Source organism: Micrococcus sp. iso_26 (assembly GCF_056172975.1).
In genome coordinates this window covers 1708233-1722852 of the sequence record NZ_CM149652.1, presented here as the reverse complement: position 1 = coordinate 1722852, position 14620 = coordinate 1708233, and the positions used below count along the sequence as shown (strand labels likewise).

Below are 14620 nucleotides of genomic sequence, written 5' to 3'. Positions count from 1 at the left end.
CACCATCTCGGGGAGCGTGCAAGAGCACGCCCGACCCACCCGGACCGAAGGAGACGACGATGACGGTCCTGCCCCGCCCCGCAGACGCCCGGGCCGCCCAGGGGTGCGCTGCCGGCGTGGAGGCCGCATGAGCGAGTTCCTCGCCTCACGCTGGCCCGACATCCTCTTCCGGGCGTGGCAGCACGGGTGGCTCGTGCTGCAGGCGCTGGCCATCGCCACCGTGCTCGCCATCGCGCTGGCCGTGATCGCCACGCGGATCAAGGCCCTGACCCCGATCGCGAACGCCTTCACGGCCGTCGGGCTGACCCTGCCCTCCTTCGCGCTCATCGGCGTCCTGATCCCCCTGGTGGGCATCGGGACCGTCCCGGCCGTCGTGGTGGTGGTCTTCTATGCCCTGCTGCCCATCCTCCGCAACGCGCTCGTGGGTCTGCGCGGCGTGGACCCGGAGGTGCTGGAGGCCGCCCGGGGGATGGGCATGGGGCCGGTGGCGCTGTTCACCCGGGTGCGTCTCCCGCTGGCCTGGCCCGTGATCCTCACCGGCATCCGGGTCGCGGGCCAGCTCGGCATGGGCGTGGCCGCGGTCGCGGCCTACGTCCTGGGGCCCGGACTGGGCTCGTACATCTTCACGGGGCTGGTCTCCCTGGGCGGCGCCAACGCGTTGAACTACGCCCTCGTGGGCACCCTCGGCATCGTCGTCGTCGCCCTCGTCCTGGACGGGCTGCTCGTGCTGCTCGGCCGGCTCACCATCTCGAAGGGACTGCGCGCATGAGCACCGACCGTGACGCCGGGGCCGAGATCCGTCTCGAGTCCCTGACGAAGCTCTATCCGGGGCAGGACCGTCCCGCCGTGGACGCCCTGGACCTCGTCATCCCCGCGGGGGAGACGGTGGTGTTCGTCGGTCCGTCCGGCTGCGGCAAGACCACCTCGCTGAAGATGATCAACCGCCTCATCGAGCCCACCTCCGGGCGGATCCTGATCGGCGGGGAGGACATCACACGCCGTGACCCCACCCGGCTGCGCCGTCAGATCGGCTACGTCGTGCAGGGTGGCGGGATGATGCCCCACCTGTCCGTCGCCGAGAACGTCGGCCTGGTGCCGCGCCTGCTCAAGTGGGACCGCCGGCGCATCGCCGACCGCGTGGACGAGCTGCTCGACCTGGTCGGCCTGGACCCGGCGATCTATCGAGACCGTTTCCCGCGCGAGCTGTCCGGCGGACAGCAGCAGCGCGTCGGCGTGGCCCGGGGCCTCGCGGCGGATCCTCCCGTGCTGCTCATGGACGAGCCCTTCGGCGCCGTGGACCCCCTCACCCGCGAGCGCCTGCAGCAGGAGATGCTCGACATCCAGGCCAGGGTGGGCAAGACCATCGTGATGGTCACCCACGACGTGGACGAGGCCGTGCTCCTGGGCGACCGGATCCTGGTGCTCGAACCCGGCGCGCACGTGGCCCAGTACGCCACCCCCGAAGAGGTCCTGGCTCGGCCGGCCACCGAGTTCGTGGCCGACCTCGTGGGGTCGGGGGCGGGGCTCAAGCGGCTGGGGCTGCGGTCGGTCGACTCGCTGCCGCTGCGCCCGATCGCACACCACCCGACGGGCCCGCTGCCGGGCGGGCCCGTGCTCGACGCGGCCACCCCGATCAGCGAAGCCCTCGCGGCGCTGGTCATGGCCCCGACGGAGGAGATCGCCGTGGTCCGTGATGGCACGGTCATCGGTCTGCTCGACTATCCGACACTGCGCGCGCACGCCCGCGCCGCCGACGAGCAGGCTCAGCCATGATCGCCCGGCTGCGTTCGGCCTCCGCCGAAGACCGCCTGCTCCTGATCGGCCTGCCGCTGCTGGTGGCCGCCCTGCTGATCGGGTGGACCGTCTGGGTGCGCGGAGCCGCCCTCGACGACGTCGAGGCCCGGCTGCTGACCTGGCCCACCGTCCTGCGCCTCACCGCCGAGCACCTGGCCCTCGTCGGCGTGTCCACCGTTCTGGTCGTGGCGACGGCCGTCCCGCTCGGCGTGCTGCTGAGCCGCCCCGCCGCCCGGCGGTTCACCCCCGTCGCCATGGGGCTGGCCAACGCCGGTCAGGCCGCCCCCGTGATCGGTGTGATCGTCCTGCTCGCCATGGCGTGGGGGTTCGGCTTCCGGGTCGCCGTCCTGGCCCTGTCCCTCTACGCGTTCCTGCCCGTGCTGGCCAACACGCTGGCCGGGCTGCGGGGCGTCGACCCCACCGTCGTCGAGGCGGCCCGCGGCATGGGCATGTCGCCGCTGCAGACCCTGCTCCGGGTGGAGCTGCCCCTGGCCCTGCCCGTGATCATGGCGGGTCTGCGGACCGCCCTGGTGCTGCTGGTGGGCACCGGGGCGTTCGCGACGTTCATCGACGCCGGCGGCCTCGGCCTGCTCATCCAGACCGGGATCGTCCTGTTCCGTTTCCCGCTGCTCGTCTCGGGGGCGATCCTCGTGGCCGCCCTCGCCCTGATGATCGAGTGGATCGGCCGCCTCGTCGAGACGCTGGCCACCCCGAGGGGGCTCGCATGACCACCCCGCGCGCGACCACCCCATCCCGCCGCCGCGGCCGGACCCCCGCTCGTGCCGCGCTCGCCGCGCTCGGCCTGGCGGCCTCCCTGGTCCTGTCCGGGTGCGGGCTGAGCACCGCCGGCGGCTACCTGCCCTCGGGCACGCCCGCCGGCGACGTCGCCGGGATCGACCTCGAGGGCGCCCACGTGGCGGTGGGCTCCAAGAACTTCAACGAGGGCGTCGTGCTCGGCAAGATCACCGCGATCCTGCTGCGCTCCGCGGGGGCCGACGTCGAGGATCTGACCAACATGCCGGGTTCGCTCAGTGCGCGCCAGGCCCAGGTCGCCGGCGTCGTGGACGTCGAGTGGGACTACACGGGGACGGCCTGGATCACGTACCTGGGCCACACCGATCCGATCCCGGACGCCCAGGCGCAGTGGGCCGCGGTCCGGGACGAGGACGCGCAGCAGGGCCTGGTGTGGCTGCCGCCGGCCGAACTCGACAACACCTACACCTTCTCCGTGCGCCAGGACCGGGCGGAGGAGCTCGGCCTGGAGACGCTCGCGGACATCAAGGACCTCCCCGCGGAGGAGCAGTCCTTCTGCGTGAGCGCCGAGTTCGCCGCCCGCAACGACGGGTTCCTGCCCATGCTCGAGTCCTACGGGATCGAACGGCCCACCGGATCCCGGCTGCGCCAGATGGACATCGGGGCGGTGTTCGCCGCGGTGGCGGACGGGTCGTGCACCTTCGGGGAGGCGTACGCCACGGACGGGCGGATCGCCGCGCTGGACCTGACGACCCTGCAGGACCCGCTGAGCTTCTTCCCGAAGTACAACGCGGCCCCCATCGTGCGCGAGGAGGTCCTGGCCCAGCACCCCGAGATCGCCGACCTGCTGGCGCCCGTGACCGCGCGCCTGGACAACGCGACGGCCGCGCGCCTGAACGCGCGGGTGGACGTCGACGGCGAGGAGCCCACCCAGGTCGCGTGGGACTGGCTCCGCGAGGAGGGCCTGATCACCGACTGACGGCCCGCAGAATCAGGCCGCCGTCAGCGTGCGCGAGTAGACCGTCCGGCCGGCGGCGTTGATCAGACGCACTCGGAACTCGCGGCCGTCCTCGGGGATCTCGACGTGGCCGAAGTACTGGTGCTCGCCGGAGCGCGGTGAGCCCATGACCGGCCCGTGCGCCTCGAAGTCCAGGCGCGGGCCGAAGGTGCCGTCCAGCGTGTTCGGGCCGAACGATCCGGCGTTGATGGGGCCGGCCACGAACTCCCAGAACGGCTCGAAGTCGGTGAACGCCGCGCGCAGCCCGCGGATGAGCCACTGCAGCTGTTCCTCGCCCAGGATCGGGGTCTCGTGGGTCTCGAGACGCTGGGTGTTCTCGCCCTTGTGGGTGCGCATGTCCAGGGCGAACACGTCGAGCGTCGCGCCGCGGGGGATCCTGCGGTGGATGCGGGTGGGCGCGAGGCCGGAGCCGCGGTGCAGGGCCGTGGAGTCGGCGATCGGCATGTACTCCTGCCACGCTCGCCGGGCGCCGTCGTGAAGCGGGCCACGGCCGACTCGCCCAGGCGGCCGGTCTCGTCCTCGAACGCGTACGTCACCTCGAAGCGGGCGCCGGAGGGCAGCGTGTCCGCGAGGATCTTCGCGGTGTGCTCGGCGGCCCCGTCGACCCAGCCGGAGCGCAGGGTCAGCCCGCGAGCGAAGCGGCCGCGCAGCACCAGCCCGTCCTCGTCGACCGCGCGCAGCGTGGCGTGCAGGCGCGAACGGCCGGACTCGGCCAGGCCCCCGGGTGTGTGGCCTCGGGCTGACCCCCGGGTGAACGTCCGACGCCGGCCCCGGCGGCAGCGGGGTCGACCGGCCCGGGGCCGCTCAGCGCAGGGCGGCGACCGTCCGGACGGCGTCGACGATCGCGTCCGCCGCGGCCTCGAGCAGCGGGGCGTCGGCGTCCGGGCCGAACGTGCAGCGCAGGGCCGTGCGGGCCTCGTCCTCGCTGAGGCCCAGCGCGAGCAGGGCCGGGGACGGCTCGGCGTCGTGGGCCGAGCACGCGGACCCCGCCGAGGCCAGCACGCCCCGGCGGGCCGCCTCCTCCAGCACCGACTCGCCGTTCACGCCGGGCAGCACGAACGAGGCGTGGCGTGGCAGCCGTCGGGCGGGATGGCCGGTCAGCCGCGCGTCGGGCACGAGCTCCCGGACGCCGTCGAGCACGCGCGCCGCGAACCGGTCCCGCAGCCCGGCCCACGCGTCCGCGGCCGCGGCGCGCTCCGCCTCGGCCTCCTCGAAGGCGGCCGCGAACCCGGCCGCGCCGGCCACGTTCTGCGTCCCGGACCGCCGGCCCCGCTCCTGGCCGCCACCGGGCACGAGCGGTTCCAGGGCGTGACCCGGGCGCACCCACAGCGCGCCGACCCCCTTGGACCCGCCCACCTTGTGCCCGGACAGCGCCACCAGATCCGCCCCGAGGGCGCGCACGTCCACCGGGATCTGCCCCGCGGCCTGCACCGCGTCCACGTGCACCGGCACGCCCGCCTCCCGGGCGACGGCGGCCAGCTCGGCCACCGGCTGCACCGTGCCCACCTCGTTGTGGGCCAGGTGCACGCTGACCAGCGCGGTGTCCGGGCGCAGGCGGGCGGCGAGGTCGTCCGCCGAGGTCAGGCCGTCCCGGTCCAGCGCGAGGTGCTCGACCTCGACGCCGTGCAGCCGGGCCAGCTGGTCACAGGACTGCCGCACCGCGCTGTGCTCGATCCCCGTGGTCAGCACGTGGCCCGCCGGGCGGCCGGCGAGGATCCGGGCGCGCACCGTGCCGAGCACGGCGAGCGCGTCGGCCTCCGTGCCGCCCGAGGTGAACACGACCTGCCCGGCCCGGGCGCCGATCAGGCGGGCCACCCGCGCGCGGGCGTCCTCGAGCAGGGCCGCCGCCGCCCGGCCGGCCTCGTGCGCCGAGGACGGGTTGCCGTAGACGCCGGTGAGCGCGGGCCACATCGCCTCCAGCGCGCTGCGCCGGACGGGCGCGGTGGCCGCGTGGTCCAGGTCGAGGGTGGTGCTCATCGGCGCGGCGAGCCCTCCTCGACCACGGCGTCCAGGCCCAGGTCCAGGGACCGGACGGTATGGGTCAGTGCTCCCACCGAGATCACGTCCACGCCCGTGGCCGCGATCGCCCCGATCGTCTCGAGGCTCACCCCGCCGGAGGCCTCGACGACGGCGCGGCCCGCCACGAGCTCGACGCCGGCCCGCAGCTCGGCCGGCGAGAAGTTGTCCAGCATGATCGTGTCGACCCCGGCGGCGAGCACCGCCGGGATCTGCTCGAGCCGGTCGACCTCCACCTCCACGTGGGTGGTGTGCGGCAGGCGGGCCATCCCGGCGCGCAGGGCCGCGGTGAGGGCCTCGCCCGGGTCGCCGGCACCGCCGAACCCCAGCGCGGCCAGGTGGTTGTCCTTGAGCATCACGGCATCCGAGAGGCTGAAGCGGTGGTTGTGCCCGCCTCCGTCCCGCACCGCCTGCCGTTCGAGCACGCGCAGACCCGGGGTGGTCTTGCGGGTGTCCACCACCCGCGCGTGCCCGCCGCCGGCGCGCGCGGCGGCCACGTGGGCGGCCGTCGTCGTGGCGATCCCGGACAGGCGCTGGACGAGGTTCAGCGCCACGCGCTCGGCGCGCAGCACCGAGCGGGCGGGGCCCGCGACCTCGGCGACGACGGCGCCGGGGGACAGGTCGGCGCCGTCGGCCAGGTGCAGGGTGACGGACACGGCCGGGTCGACGAGCCGGAAGGCGGCCTCGAGGGCGTTCGTGCCGGAGAGCACCCCGGCCTCGCGGGCCACCACGCGCGCGGTGATCCGGGCCTGCTCCGGGACGAAGGCCTCCGAGGAGACGTCACCCCAGGGCGCGTCCTCGGCGAGCGCTGCGGCCACGATCCGCTCCACGTCCGGCCGCGGGGCCGGTGTCGTCGGGGCGCGGTCGGCCGGGGTCACGTCCCAGCCCCGGCGGACTGCGCGGCCGACTGCTTCGGCGCGACGGCCAGCATTCGCTCGAGCGCGGTGCGGGCCGGGTCGGCCACGGACGCGGGCACGGTGATCCGGTTGACCACGCGGCCGGCCACGAGCTCCTCGAGCACCCACGCGAGGTAGCCGGGGTGGATGCGGTACATCGTGGAGCACGGGCAGATCACGGGGTCGAGGCAGAAGATCGTGTGCTCGGGGTGCTGGGCGGCCAGGCGCTGCACGAGGTTGATCTCGGTGCCGATCGCGAAGGTCGAGCCGGCCGGCGCCGCCTGGATGGCCTTGACGATGAAGTCCGTGGACCCGGAGGAGTCCGCGGCCTCCACCACGGGCAGGGGGCACTCGGGGTGCACGATCACCTGGACGTCCGGGTGCTCGGCGCGGGCCTGCTCGATCTGCGCCACAGTGAAGCGGCGGTGCACCGAGCAGAAGCCGTGCCACAGCAGGACCTTCGCGTCCCGCAGGGCGTCCTCGGAGTTCCCGCCCAGCGGCAGGCGGGGATTCCACGTCGGCATCTGCTCGAGTGGGATCCCCCTGGCGCGGCCCGTGTTCCGGCCCAGGTGCTGGTCCGGGAAGAACAGGACGCGCTGGGCACGCTCGAACGCCCAGTCCAGCACGGCCGAGGCGTTGGAGGACGTGCACACGATGCCGCCGCGCTCGCCGACGAAGCCCTTGAGGGCCGCGGAGGAGTTCATGTAGGTCACGGGCAGCAGGGGCACGCGCCCGTCGTCGTCCGGCTCGGTGCCGTAGACCGCCTCGAGCTGCTCCCACGCGTCCTCGACCGAGTCCAGGTCGGCCATGTCCGCCATGGAGCAGCCGGCGGCGAGGTTGGGCAGGATGACGGCTTGGTCCGGGGTGGAGAGAAGGTCCGCGGTCTCCGCCATGAAGTGCACGCCGCAGAACACGATCGCCTCCGCCTCGGGCCGGCCCTGGGAGGCCCGCGCGAGCTGGAAGGAGTCGCCCACGAAGTCGGCGTGCTGGACGACCTCGTCGCGCTGGTAGAAGTGGCCCAGCACGACGACGCGTTCGCCGAGCGTCTGCCGCGCCGCGCTGATCCGGGCGTGGAGCTCCTCGTCCGAGGCCCGCTGGTACTCCTCGGGGATGCGGCCCTGCACGGGGGCGTCGGCCGGGACGGCGTCGTCCTGCGATGCGCCGGGGCCGTAGGCGGGCAGGCCGGCGTCGAACGCCCAGGGGCCGCGGGTCAGGTCGGGGGAGCACGAGGAGCCGCGCGCGGCGTCCTTGTCGATCAGGGTCAGGGTGCGGGCCACCGAGGCGGTGGTCCCGGTCGGGGTGGTCATGGGTGACTCCTGGGTCGGGGCTGGTGGGTCAGCGGCGGGCATCCGGCCCGGCGGGATCGGGGTCGGTCCCGGGCCCGGCGGGCCGGTAGCGGTAGAGCTTGGGCGGGCGGTGCGGGGTGCCGCCGCGGACCTCGCCGGTCTCCTCGAGGGCCCCGGCGGCGAGGGTGGCGCGGCGGAAGTTGGCGGCGTCGAGGCCGCGGCCGAGGACGGCCTCGTGCACGGCGCGCAGCTCGGCGAGGGTGAAGGAGGGCCCCAGCAGCGCGTGCCCGACGCCGGCTCGCGGCAGGTCCGCGCGCAGGCGCGCCACGGCCGCCGCCAGGATCTGCGCGTGGTCGAACGCCAGCGCGGGCGGCGCGTCGGCCCGGTGCCAGCGCACATGGACCCCGATGGGCAGCCCGGCCACGTCCGGGTCCGGGCTGGACGCTGGGGCGGCGCCGTCGTCGTCCAGGGCGGGGCTGAGCGCCCAGTGGGCCACCGTGAGGACGCGTCCGGTGGGGGAGCGGTCCACGGCGCCGAACGCCGCCAGCTGCTCGAGGCGACGGACGGGACCGGGCACGCACTCGGCGGCCACGCGTGCGGCGACGTCGGCCAGCTCCTCGTCCGCGCCGAGCCACGCGCCCGGCAGCGCCCACCGGTCCAGGAACGGCTCGCGCATCCGCGGGACGAGGGCGACGCAGAGGCGGGGCACGCCGTGCGGGTCCGGGCGCACGCCGAAGACGGCCGTGGACACGGCCACGCTGACGCGGGCCTCAGCGACCGGCATGGGACCTCCCGGGGCGGACTGGCGGGGCTGTTCTGGTCAGTATGACACTGTTCGCGCCCATCTCAGAGGGTCGAGATGACTGTAAGGCGGGGGAGGCACCGTCGCGGTCCCGCGCTAGCCTGAGTCGGGTGAACACGACCGCCGCCGCCTCCGACCCGTCCGACGCCCCCCTGGCCTCCACCCGCATCGGGGAGGGCCCGCGCCGCGTCGCGTTCCTGCACGGCCTCCTGGGCCGGGGCCGGAACTTCACCGGCCCGGCCAAGGAGCTGGGCGACGACTTCACGGTGGAGCTGATCGATCTGCCGGACCACGGCGCCTCGCCCTGGACGGACCGGGTGGACTACCGCGAGATCGCGGACCGGGTGGCCGCCCACCTGCGCGCCGGCCTCGCCGCCGACGGGCCGGTCCATCTGCTGGGCCACTCGATGGGGGGCAAGGTCGCGATGGTGCTCGCCCTGCGGCACCCGGACCTCGTGGACCGGCTGATCGTGGAGGACATCTCCCCGCGGGTCTCGCCGCAGGCCACGGACGAGTTCGTGCACCTGCTGGGCACCATGCTGCGCATGGACCTGGACGCGTACGACTCGCGGGCCGAGGCCGACGCGGCCATGGCCGAGCACGTCCACGACGCGCGGGTGCGCGGCTTCCTGTTGCAGAACCTGCGGCGCACGGCCGGCCACTTCGCGTGGCAGCCCAACGTGGCCATGCTCTTCGAGCACCTGCGGGAGATCGGCTCGTTCCCGGACCCGGTGGTCCCCGAGGATCCGGAGCGCGTGTTCGACCATCCGGTCCTGTGGCTGGCCGGCGCCGAGTCGGACTACGTCCAGGATGAGGACGTGCCGCGGATGAAGGAGCTGTTCCCGCGCGTCGTGCGCGTGACCGTCCGTGACGCCGGCCACTGGCTGCACGCCGACCAGCCCGAGGCCTTCGTCTCCGCGGTGCGCACCTTCCTCACCGCCGACTGACGGGGCCCGTCGGGAGACGGAGACAGCGCCGAGGCCCGCAGACGCGCCGCCACGTTCCGTGCGTAGCGGCGCGTCTGCGGGCCTCAGCGTCGGGCGCGGGTGGTGGCGGACCCGTCAGCCGCCGCATCAGTGGGCGGGCGCGGCCTTCTTCCCGCGCAGGCGTCCGACGAGCAGGACCACCCCGAGCGCGACCGAGCCCCAGAGCAGGCCCCACACGGCCGACGTCGCGGTCTCCGTGAGCCAGCCGAGGAACGCGCCGGCGGCGTGCGTGACGGGCTCGACGATCCCGTGCTGCACGGCGTAGTAGGGCCACGGCACGCCCAGCGCGTCCAGCTCCACGAGGGCGATGTGGCCGCCCACCCAGAGCATCGCCACGGTGCCGATGACGGTCACCACGCGCAGCACGTGCGGCATGGCCTTGACCAGCCCGGCGCCGAACGAGCGGCCGCCGGAGGTCGAGGCGTTCTGGTGCAGGTGCAGGCCGACGTCGTCCATCTTCACGATCAGCCCCACCGCCCCGTACACGCATACGGTGATGAGGACGGCCACCACCGCCAGGACCGCCGCCTGCATCCAGAAGCCCAGGTCGGTCACCTCGTTCATGGAGATGACCATGATCTCCAGGGAGAGGATGAAGTCCGTGGTGATGGCCCCGCGCACCACGGTGTCCTCGGCCTCCGGGCCCCGCTCGACGGCGGGCTCCGCGTCGTCGGCATGCCCGTGGCCGGCGAGCTTGCCCCATACCTTGTGCGCGCCCTCATAGGACAGGTAGGTGCCGCCGGCCAGCAGCAGCCACGGCAGGATCCAGGGGGCGAGCCAGTCGAGCAGCAACAGCGCGGGCAGGATGAACACGAGCTTGTTGCGCAGGGAGCCCTTGGTGATCCGCCAGATCATCGGCAGCTCGCGGGCCGCGGCCGCGCCGGCCATGTACTGCGGGGTCACCGCGGCGTCGTCGACCACCACACCCGCCGCCTTGGCTGCAGCGCGTCCCGCTCCGGCGGCCACGTCGTCCACGCTCGCGGCGGCGAGGCGGGCGAGGGCGGCGACGTCGTCGAGCAGGGCTACGAGTCCGACCATGGTTCCTCCTGGGGTGGGGCCGACGGGCGCGCCGGTGCGCGGGCAGGGCGCAGGTCGAGCATAGCGGCGAGGACGGACACGCACCGGCCCGGCCCCGTGGGGGACCGGGCCGGTGCGTGCGCGGCCGACGAGGCCGCCGGTGGGCTCAGGCGTCGTTCTCGGTGGTCTCCACGGGACGGGAGCCCAGGCGGCCGTCGATGCGGAGCAGGCCCGAGCCGTCGTCGCCGACGAGCTCGAGCTGGCCCACGATCTCGGAGACGGTGGCCTCCTCCTCGATCTGCTCGTCCAGGAACCAGTTCAGCAGCGGGCGTGAGTTGAGGTCGCCCGCGGACTCGGTGGCCCGGTACAGCTCGCGGATCGCCTCGGAGACCTTCTGCTCGTGCGCGAGCGCGGCCCGGAAGATCTCCAGGGCCGAGATGCCGGCCTGCACGGGCGGGGCCGGGATGGCGCCGATCGTCGGGACGCTGTCCCGGTCGGCGACGTGGTCGATGAACTTGTTCGCGTGGACGATCTCCTCGTCCGCCTGGTGCCGCAGCCACGCGGCCATCCCCGACAGGTCCAGGTCGTCGGCGGCGATCGCGAGCTGGCGGTAGACCATGGACGCCTCGAACTCGAGGGTGATCTGGTCGTCGAACTTCTGCAGCAGGTCTTCGGTGAGCTTCATGACTCGAACTCTAGGCAGGCGGCCGGGGCGCGGTGAAGGCGCGCCGCCCCGTCATCGAGGCGCGACGACGGCGGGCGGCGGGCTCCGCCGGATTCGGCGCCCCGCGGACCCGGCCCTAGGCTGGGCGCCGTGTCCGAGACCCACCGCGCCCGCCCGGGCGTCGACCCCGCGTCGGCGCCGCCCTCCGACGTGCCGCGTGGCCCGGGAGGCCGGGACGCGCTCGTCCGCCGCCGCGTGTTCCAGACGCCCCTGCTGCGCCGCGTGGTCTACGCGGTGGTCTTCGAGCTGCTCGCCATCCTCTTCACCACCGGGATCCTGGCGGCGCTCGGCAACGGCGGCGGGCCCTCGCTCGCCGTGGCGGTGGTGTCCTCGACCGTGGCCCTGCTGTGGAACATCGTGTTCAACTCGGTGTTCGAGACCCTCGAACGCCGCCTCGGGATCACGGGCCGACCCTGGTGGGTGCGCGTGGCCCACGCCGTCGGCTTCGAGGGCGGGCTGATCGTGTTCCTCGTGCCCGCGGTGGCGCTGATCCTCGGCATCGGGCTGGGGGAGGCGTTCCTCATCGAGGCCGGCCTGCTCGTGTTCTTCCTCGTCTACGCCGCGGTGTACGCCTACGCGTTCGACTCGGTGTTCGGCCTGCCGGACTCGGCCGCCCGCGCCGAGGCCTGACCCACCGCTCGGAGCAGGCGCGGCTCAGCGGGACGCCGGCAGCCCCAGGAACGCGCGGATCGCCGGCATCTCGCGGCGCACCTGGTCCAGGCCGAGCTCGTGGGCGGCGGCCAGCTTGGCCACGGACCGCTCGCCGTTGGAGATGGGCATGGTCGCGGGCACGAACAGATAGGCCCGTCCCTGCCGCTCCATCTCGAACAGGCGCTCGCGGGTCGCGTTGTACCGGCGCCAGCGCGTGAGCAGGGCGTCCGCGACGGCGGGGTAGCGCCGGAAGGTGCGCTGGTAGAACGAGGGGAACCGCTCGGGCCGCTTCACGTACCCGCGCTCCCGGGTCAGGACCACGAGGACCTTCTCGAACCCCGCGTCCTCCGCCGCGGTCAGCGGGATCCCGCCGTCCACGCCGAGGGCGCCGTCCACGAACACGCTGCCCTCGGCGTGCACCGGGGGCATGAGGACCGGCATCGTGGACGACGCGCGGACGCGGACCATCAGATTGGTCAGGGTGGTCATGTCGGAGCGGTCCCACCAGCGGGTCTCGCCGCTCGCGGCGTCGAACCCGCCCAGCACGAGCCGGGCGGGGTTCGCGCGGAACGTGGCGAAGTCGTAGGGCAGGTCCGCCTCGGGCAGGCCGGCGTGCTCGTAGATGTACTCGGCGTTGAACAGGCCCTTGCCGCGCACGAAGCTCAGCCAGTTGCCGAACCGAGGATCGTCGGCGAAGTCCACGAACGAGCGCCGCGCGCGGGCCGGGTCGCGGGACAGGTAGTTCACGGCGTTGGACGAGCCCGCCGAGATGCCGGCCACGAAGTCCACGTGGATCCGCTCGCGCAGCAGCTCCGCCACCACGGCCGAGGTGAGCGCGGCGCGCATCCCCCCGCCCTCGAACAGCAGCGCCGTGTCGGTGACGTTGGACGTCATGGGCTCGGTCATGGTCGGTACCTCCGTGTTCGCCGTCCGCCGAGCCGGGCGCGGAGTGCTCCCGTCCGGCCGCGCCCATCCTAGGCTGTCCCCATGGCGACGACCCACATGAAGAGCACCCCCGTCCACACCGTCGGTGAGCTGCCCCCGGTGGGTGCCCCCGCCCCCGACTTCACCCTCACCGGGGCGGACCTGTCCCCGGTGACCCTGCGGGAGCTGCGCGGCCGCCGCGTGATCCTGAACATCTTCCCGTCCCTGGACACGGGCGTGTGCGCCGCCTCCGTCCGCGAGTTCGACTCCCGCGTCGCGGACCTCGAGGACACCACCGTCGTGGCCGTGTCCGCGGACCTGCCGTTCGCCGCCGCACGCTTCTGCTCGGTCGAGGGCATCGACCACGTCCGCAGCGGCTCCGTGTTCCGCTCGTCCTTCGGCGACGACTACGGCGTGCGCATGACCGACGGTCCGCTCGAGGGCCTGCTGGCCCGCGCCGTCGTCGTGGTCGATGCCGACGGCGTGGTCCGTCACGCCCAGCTCGTCCCCGAGATCTCCGAGGAGCCGGACTACGAGGCCGCCCTGGCGGCCGCCCGGGGCTGAGCGTGACGCCGCCGGGCTGGCCGCCGCGCGCACGACGCGCGCCCCTGGCGTTCGTCATCGCGCTGTTCGGCGTGCTCGGCGCGCTGGTCCTGGCCGGGGGCCTCACCGCGCTCCTCGCCGGCCGGATGGTCGACGTCGCCGCGGACTCCGCCCCGACCGTGCCCGCCGCCGAGGCCCCCGCCCGGGAGGCGGGCGAGCTCGCGGCGGGCCTGACGCACGTCCACGACGGCGTGGCGGTGGACTGGTCCGCGTCGGCCCACGACGGATCGTCCCTGGATCCGGGCCAGCCGGTCGCGGACGCCCCGGGCATCCTCCTCGTGGAGACCGCCCTCGGCGCCCGCACCGGCACGGGGACGGGCATGGTGCTCTCCCCGGACGGACTGGCGGTGACCAACTACCACGTGGTCGAGGACTCCTCGGAGGTGCACGTGGTGGTCGCGGACACCGGCGCGCGGCACACGGCCACGGTGCTCGGGCGCGATGCCGAGCACGACATCGCGGTGCTCGACGTCGAAGGCGTCTCAGACCTGCCGGTGGCCAGCGTCTCGCTGGACCCTGTGCGTCGCGGGGAGACGGTGGCCGCCGTCGGCAACGGCGGGGGCCAGGGCCACCTGACGGCCGTGCGCGGCACCGTGCTCGGCACGGACCGCTCGATCATGGCCGCGGCCGAGGGCACCGATCAGTACGCGCGCCTGTCCGGCCTGATCCAGACGGACGCGGACGTCGTGCCCGGCTACTCCGGCGGCCCGGTGGTGGACGACGCCGGCCAGGTGGTCGGCGTGACCGTGGCGGCCAGCGATGGGACCACCGCAGAGGAGGTGGACGGCTTCGCGATCCCGCTGGACGTGGCCTTCGACGTGGTGGACCAGGTCCTCTCGGGTGAGGAGACGGACACCGTGAGCATCGGCGCGGACGGCGCCCTGGGCATCATGGTCGGCGCGGATCCCGACGTCGGCGTCGTGGTCATGCAGGTGGACGCGGGCTCGGCGGCCGAGCAGATCGGCCTGGTCGAGGGCGATGTGATCCTCGAGATCGAGGGGCGGCCCGTCGGCGACGACGCCTTCCGGATGTCCCGCCTGGTCAACGACCACAACGTGGGGGACCGGATCACCGTCCAGTGGCGCACCGCCAGCGGCGAGGTGCGCGAGGCCGAGGCGGTCCTGCAGCCGGCCCTCGTGAACTGACCGGC

At 74.3% G+C, this 14620-nt stretch carries 16 protein-coding genes; 8 read left to right on the top strand and 8 right to left on the bottom strand.

Annotated features, from left to right (window positions below):
• Positions 1-127 precede the first annotated feature (127 nt).
• Genes AC0VX0_RS07905 through AC0VX0_RS07890 form a run of 4 tightly spaced genes read left to right on the top strand, consistent with a single transcriptional unit; the run spans position 128 to position 3526 of the window.
• Positions 128-769: an ABC transporter permease gene (locus tag AC0VX0_RS07905; protein ID WP_002855197.1), complete on the top strand. Its 642-nt coding sequence runs from the start codon at positions 128-130 to the stop codon at positions 767-769.
• Positions 766-1773 carry an ABC transporter ATP-binding protein gene (locus AC0VX0_RS07900; RefSeq protein ID WP_070709188.1) on the top strand — a complete coding sequence of 336 codons (1008 nt, stop codon included), beginning with the start codon at positions 766-768 and terminating at the stop codon, positions 1771-1773. Before AC0VX0_RS07905 ends, AC0VX0_RS07900 begins: the two co-directional genes overlap by 4 nt.
• A complete protein-coding gene (locus tag AC0VX0_RS07895; protein WP_036382910.1) occupies positions 1770-2522 on the top strand; it encodes an ABC transporter permease in 753 nt (250 codons plus the stop codon). Before AC0VX0_RS07900 ends, AC0VX0_RS07895 begins: the two co-directional genes overlap by 4 nt.
• Positions 2519-3526, top strand: coding sequence for a glycine betaine ABC transporter substrate-binding protein (locus AC0VX0_RS07890; protein WP_060973550.1), 1008 nt, complete (start codon positions 2519-2521; stop codon positions 3524-3526). Before AC0VX0_RS07895 ends, AC0VX0_RS07890 begins: the two co-directional genes overlap by 4 nt.
• A 12-nt stretch (positions 3527-3538) precedes the next feature.
• On the opposite strand, the gene AC0VX0_RS07885 is transcribed toward AC0VX0_RS07890, so the two are convergent.
• The 5 genes from AC0VX0_RS07885 to AC0VX0_RS07865 form a co-directional block, all read right to left on the bottom strand.
• On the bottom strand, positions 3539-4009 hold the full coding sequence (locus tag AC0VX0_RS07885) for an alkaline phosphatase D family protein (protein WP_241253971.1): 471 nt from the start codon (positions 4007-4009) through the stop codon (positions 3539-3541).
• Positions 4010-4369: 360 nt separating this feature from the next.
• The gene (locus AC0VX0_RS07880) at positions 4370-5542 is read right to left on the bottom strand and encodes a cysteine desulfurase family protein (RefSeq protein WP_136940143.1); all 1173 of its coding nucleotides are present in this window, start codon (positions 5540-5542) and stop codon (positions 4370-4372) included.
• Positions 5539-6459: a carboxylating nicotinate-nucleotide diphosphorylase gene (gene nadC, locus AC0VX0_RS07875; protein ID WP_475451493.1), complete on the bottom strand. Its 921-nt coding sequence runs from the start codon at positions 6457-6459 to the stop codon at positions 5539-5541. Before nadC ends, AC0VX0_RS07880 begins: the two co-directional genes overlap by 4 nt.
• Entirely contained in the window at positions 6456-7784 is a 1329-nt protein-coding gene (nadA, locus tag AC0VX0_RS07870) for a quinolinate synthase NadA (RefSeq protein ID WP_036316443.1), read from the bottom strand. The genes nadC and nadA overlap by 4 nt, the downstream gene beginning before the upstream one ends.
• A 28-nt stretch (positions 7785-7812) precedes the next feature.
• Positions 7813-8547, bottom strand: coding sequence for an NUDIX hydrolase (locus AC0VX0_RS07865; protein ID WP_036316445.1), 735 nt, complete (start codon positions 8545-8547; stop codon positions 7813-7815).
• 128 nt (positions 8548-8675) lie between these two features.
• Here AC0VX0_RS07865 and AC0VX0_RS07860 point away from each other — a divergent pair, with 128 nt between their 5' ends.
• Positions 8676-9512 carry an alpha/beta fold hydrolase gene (locus AC0VX0_RS07860; protein ID WP_036316446.1) on the top strand — a complete coding sequence of 279 codons (837 nt, stop codon included), beginning with the start codon at positions 8676-8678 and terminating at the stop codon, positions 9510-9512.
• A gap of 126 nt (positions 9513-9638) precedes the next feature.
• On the opposite strand, the gene AC0VX0_RS07855 is transcribed toward AC0VX0_RS07860, so the two are convergent.
• Both AC0VX0_RS07855 and AC0VX0_RS07850 read right to left on the bottom strand, forming a co-directional pair.
• Positions 9639-10589, bottom strand: a complete 951-nt coding sequence (locus AC0VX0_RS07855; RefSeq protein ID WP_036316447.1) for a DUF808 domain-containing protein — start codon at positions 10587-10589, stop codon at positions 9639-9641.
• 145 nt (positions 10590-10734) lie between these two features.
• Positions 10735-11253, bottom strand: coding sequence for a ferritin (locus tag AC0VX0_RS07850; protein WP_036316448.1), 519 nt, complete (start codon positions 11251-11253; stop codon positions 10735-10737).
• A gap of 129 nt (positions 11254-11382) precedes the next feature.
• On the opposite strand from AC0VX0_RS07850, the gene AC0VX0_RS07845 reads away from it, so the two are divergent.
• Complete coding sequence (locus tag AC0VX0_RS07845) at positions 11383-11922, top strand: PACE efflux transporter (protein ID WP_036316449.1); 540 nt, start codon at positions 11383-11385, stop codon at positions 11920-11922.
• 24 nt (positions 11923-11946) lie between these two features.
• On the opposite strand, the gene AC0VX0_RS07840 is transcribed toward AC0VX0_RS07845, so the two are convergent.
• On the bottom strand, positions 11947-12849 hold the full coding sequence (locus tag AC0VX0_RS07840; protein WP_475451489.1) for a patatin-like phospholipase family protein: 903 nt from the start codon (positions 12847-12849) through the stop codon (positions 11947-11949).
• Positions 12850-12930: 81 nt separating this feature from the next.
• Between AC0VX0_RS07840 and tpx the strand changes: the two genes are divergently transcribed.
• Together tpx and AC0VX0_RS07830 are read left to right on the top strand one after the other, a co-directional pair.
• Positions 12931-13431, top strand: coding sequence for a thiol peroxidase (gene tpx, locus AC0VX0_RS07835; protein WP_036316450.1), 501 nt, complete (start codon positions 12931-12933; stop codon positions 13429-13431).
• A gap of 2 nt (positions 13432-13433) precedes the next feature.
• On the top strand, positions 13434-14615 hold the full coding sequence (locus tag AC0VX0_RS07830) for a S1C family serine protease (RefSeq protein ID WP_036316452.1): 1182 nt from the start codon (positions 13434-13436) through the stop codon (positions 14613-14615).
• Positions 14616-14620: the final 5 nt, after the last annotated feature.

What these genes read in the sequence shown, in the direction of transcription:
- AC0VX0_RS07905 (WP_002855197.1), top strand. Translation starts at nt 128, where the DNA reads ATGAGCGAGTTCCTCGCCTCACGCTGGCCCGACATCCTCTTCCGGGCG.
- AC0VX0_RS07900 (WP_070709188.1), top strand. Translation starts at nt 766, where the DNA reads ATGAGCACCGACCGTGACGCCGGGGCCGAGATCCGTCTCGAGTCCCTG.
- AC0VX0_RS07895 (WP_036382910.1), top strand. Translation starts at nt 1,770, where the DNA reads ATGATCGCCCGGCTGCGTTCGGCCTCCGCCGAAGACCGCCTGCTCCTG.
- AC0VX0_RS07890 (WP_060973550.1), top strand. Translation starts at nt 2,519, where the DNA reads ATGACCACCCCGCGCGCGACCACCCCATCCCGCCGCCGCGGCCGGACC.
- AC0VX0_RS07885 (WP_241253971.1), bottom strand. Translation starts at nt 4,009, where the DNA reads ATGCCGATCGCCGACTCCACGGCCCTGCACCGCGGCTCCGGCCTCGCG.
- AC0VX0_RS07880 (WP_136940143.1), bottom strand. Translation starts at nt 5,542, where the DNA reads ATGAGCACCACCCTCGACCTGGACCACGCGGCCACCGCGCCCGTCCGG.
- nadA (WP_036316443.1), bottom strand. Translation starts at nt 7,784, where the DNA reads ATGACCACCCCGACCGGGACCACCGCCTCGGTGGCCCGCACCCTGACC.
- AC0VX0_RS07865 (WP_036316445.1), bottom strand. Translation starts at nt 8,547, where the DNA reads ATGCCGGTCGCTGAGGCCCGCGTCAGCGTGGCCGTGTCCACGGCCGTC.
- AC0VX0_RS07855 (WP_036316447.1), bottom strand. Translation starts at nt 10,589, where the DNA reads ATGGTCGGACTCGTAGCCCTGCTCGACGACGTCGCCGCCCTCGCCCGC.
- AC0VX0_RS07850 (WP_036316448.1), bottom strand. Translation starts at nt 11,253, where the DNA reads ATGAAGCTCACCGAAGACCTGCTGCAGAAGTTCGACGACCAGATCACC.
- AC0VX0_RS07840 (WP_475451489.1), bottom strand. Translation starts at nt 12,849, where the DNA reads ATGACCGAGCCCATGACGTCCAACGTCACCGACACGGCGCTGCTGTTC.
- tpx (WP_036316450.1), top strand. Translation starts at nt 12,931, where the DNA reads ATGGCGACGACCCACATGAAGAGCACCCCCGTCCACACCGTCGGTGAG.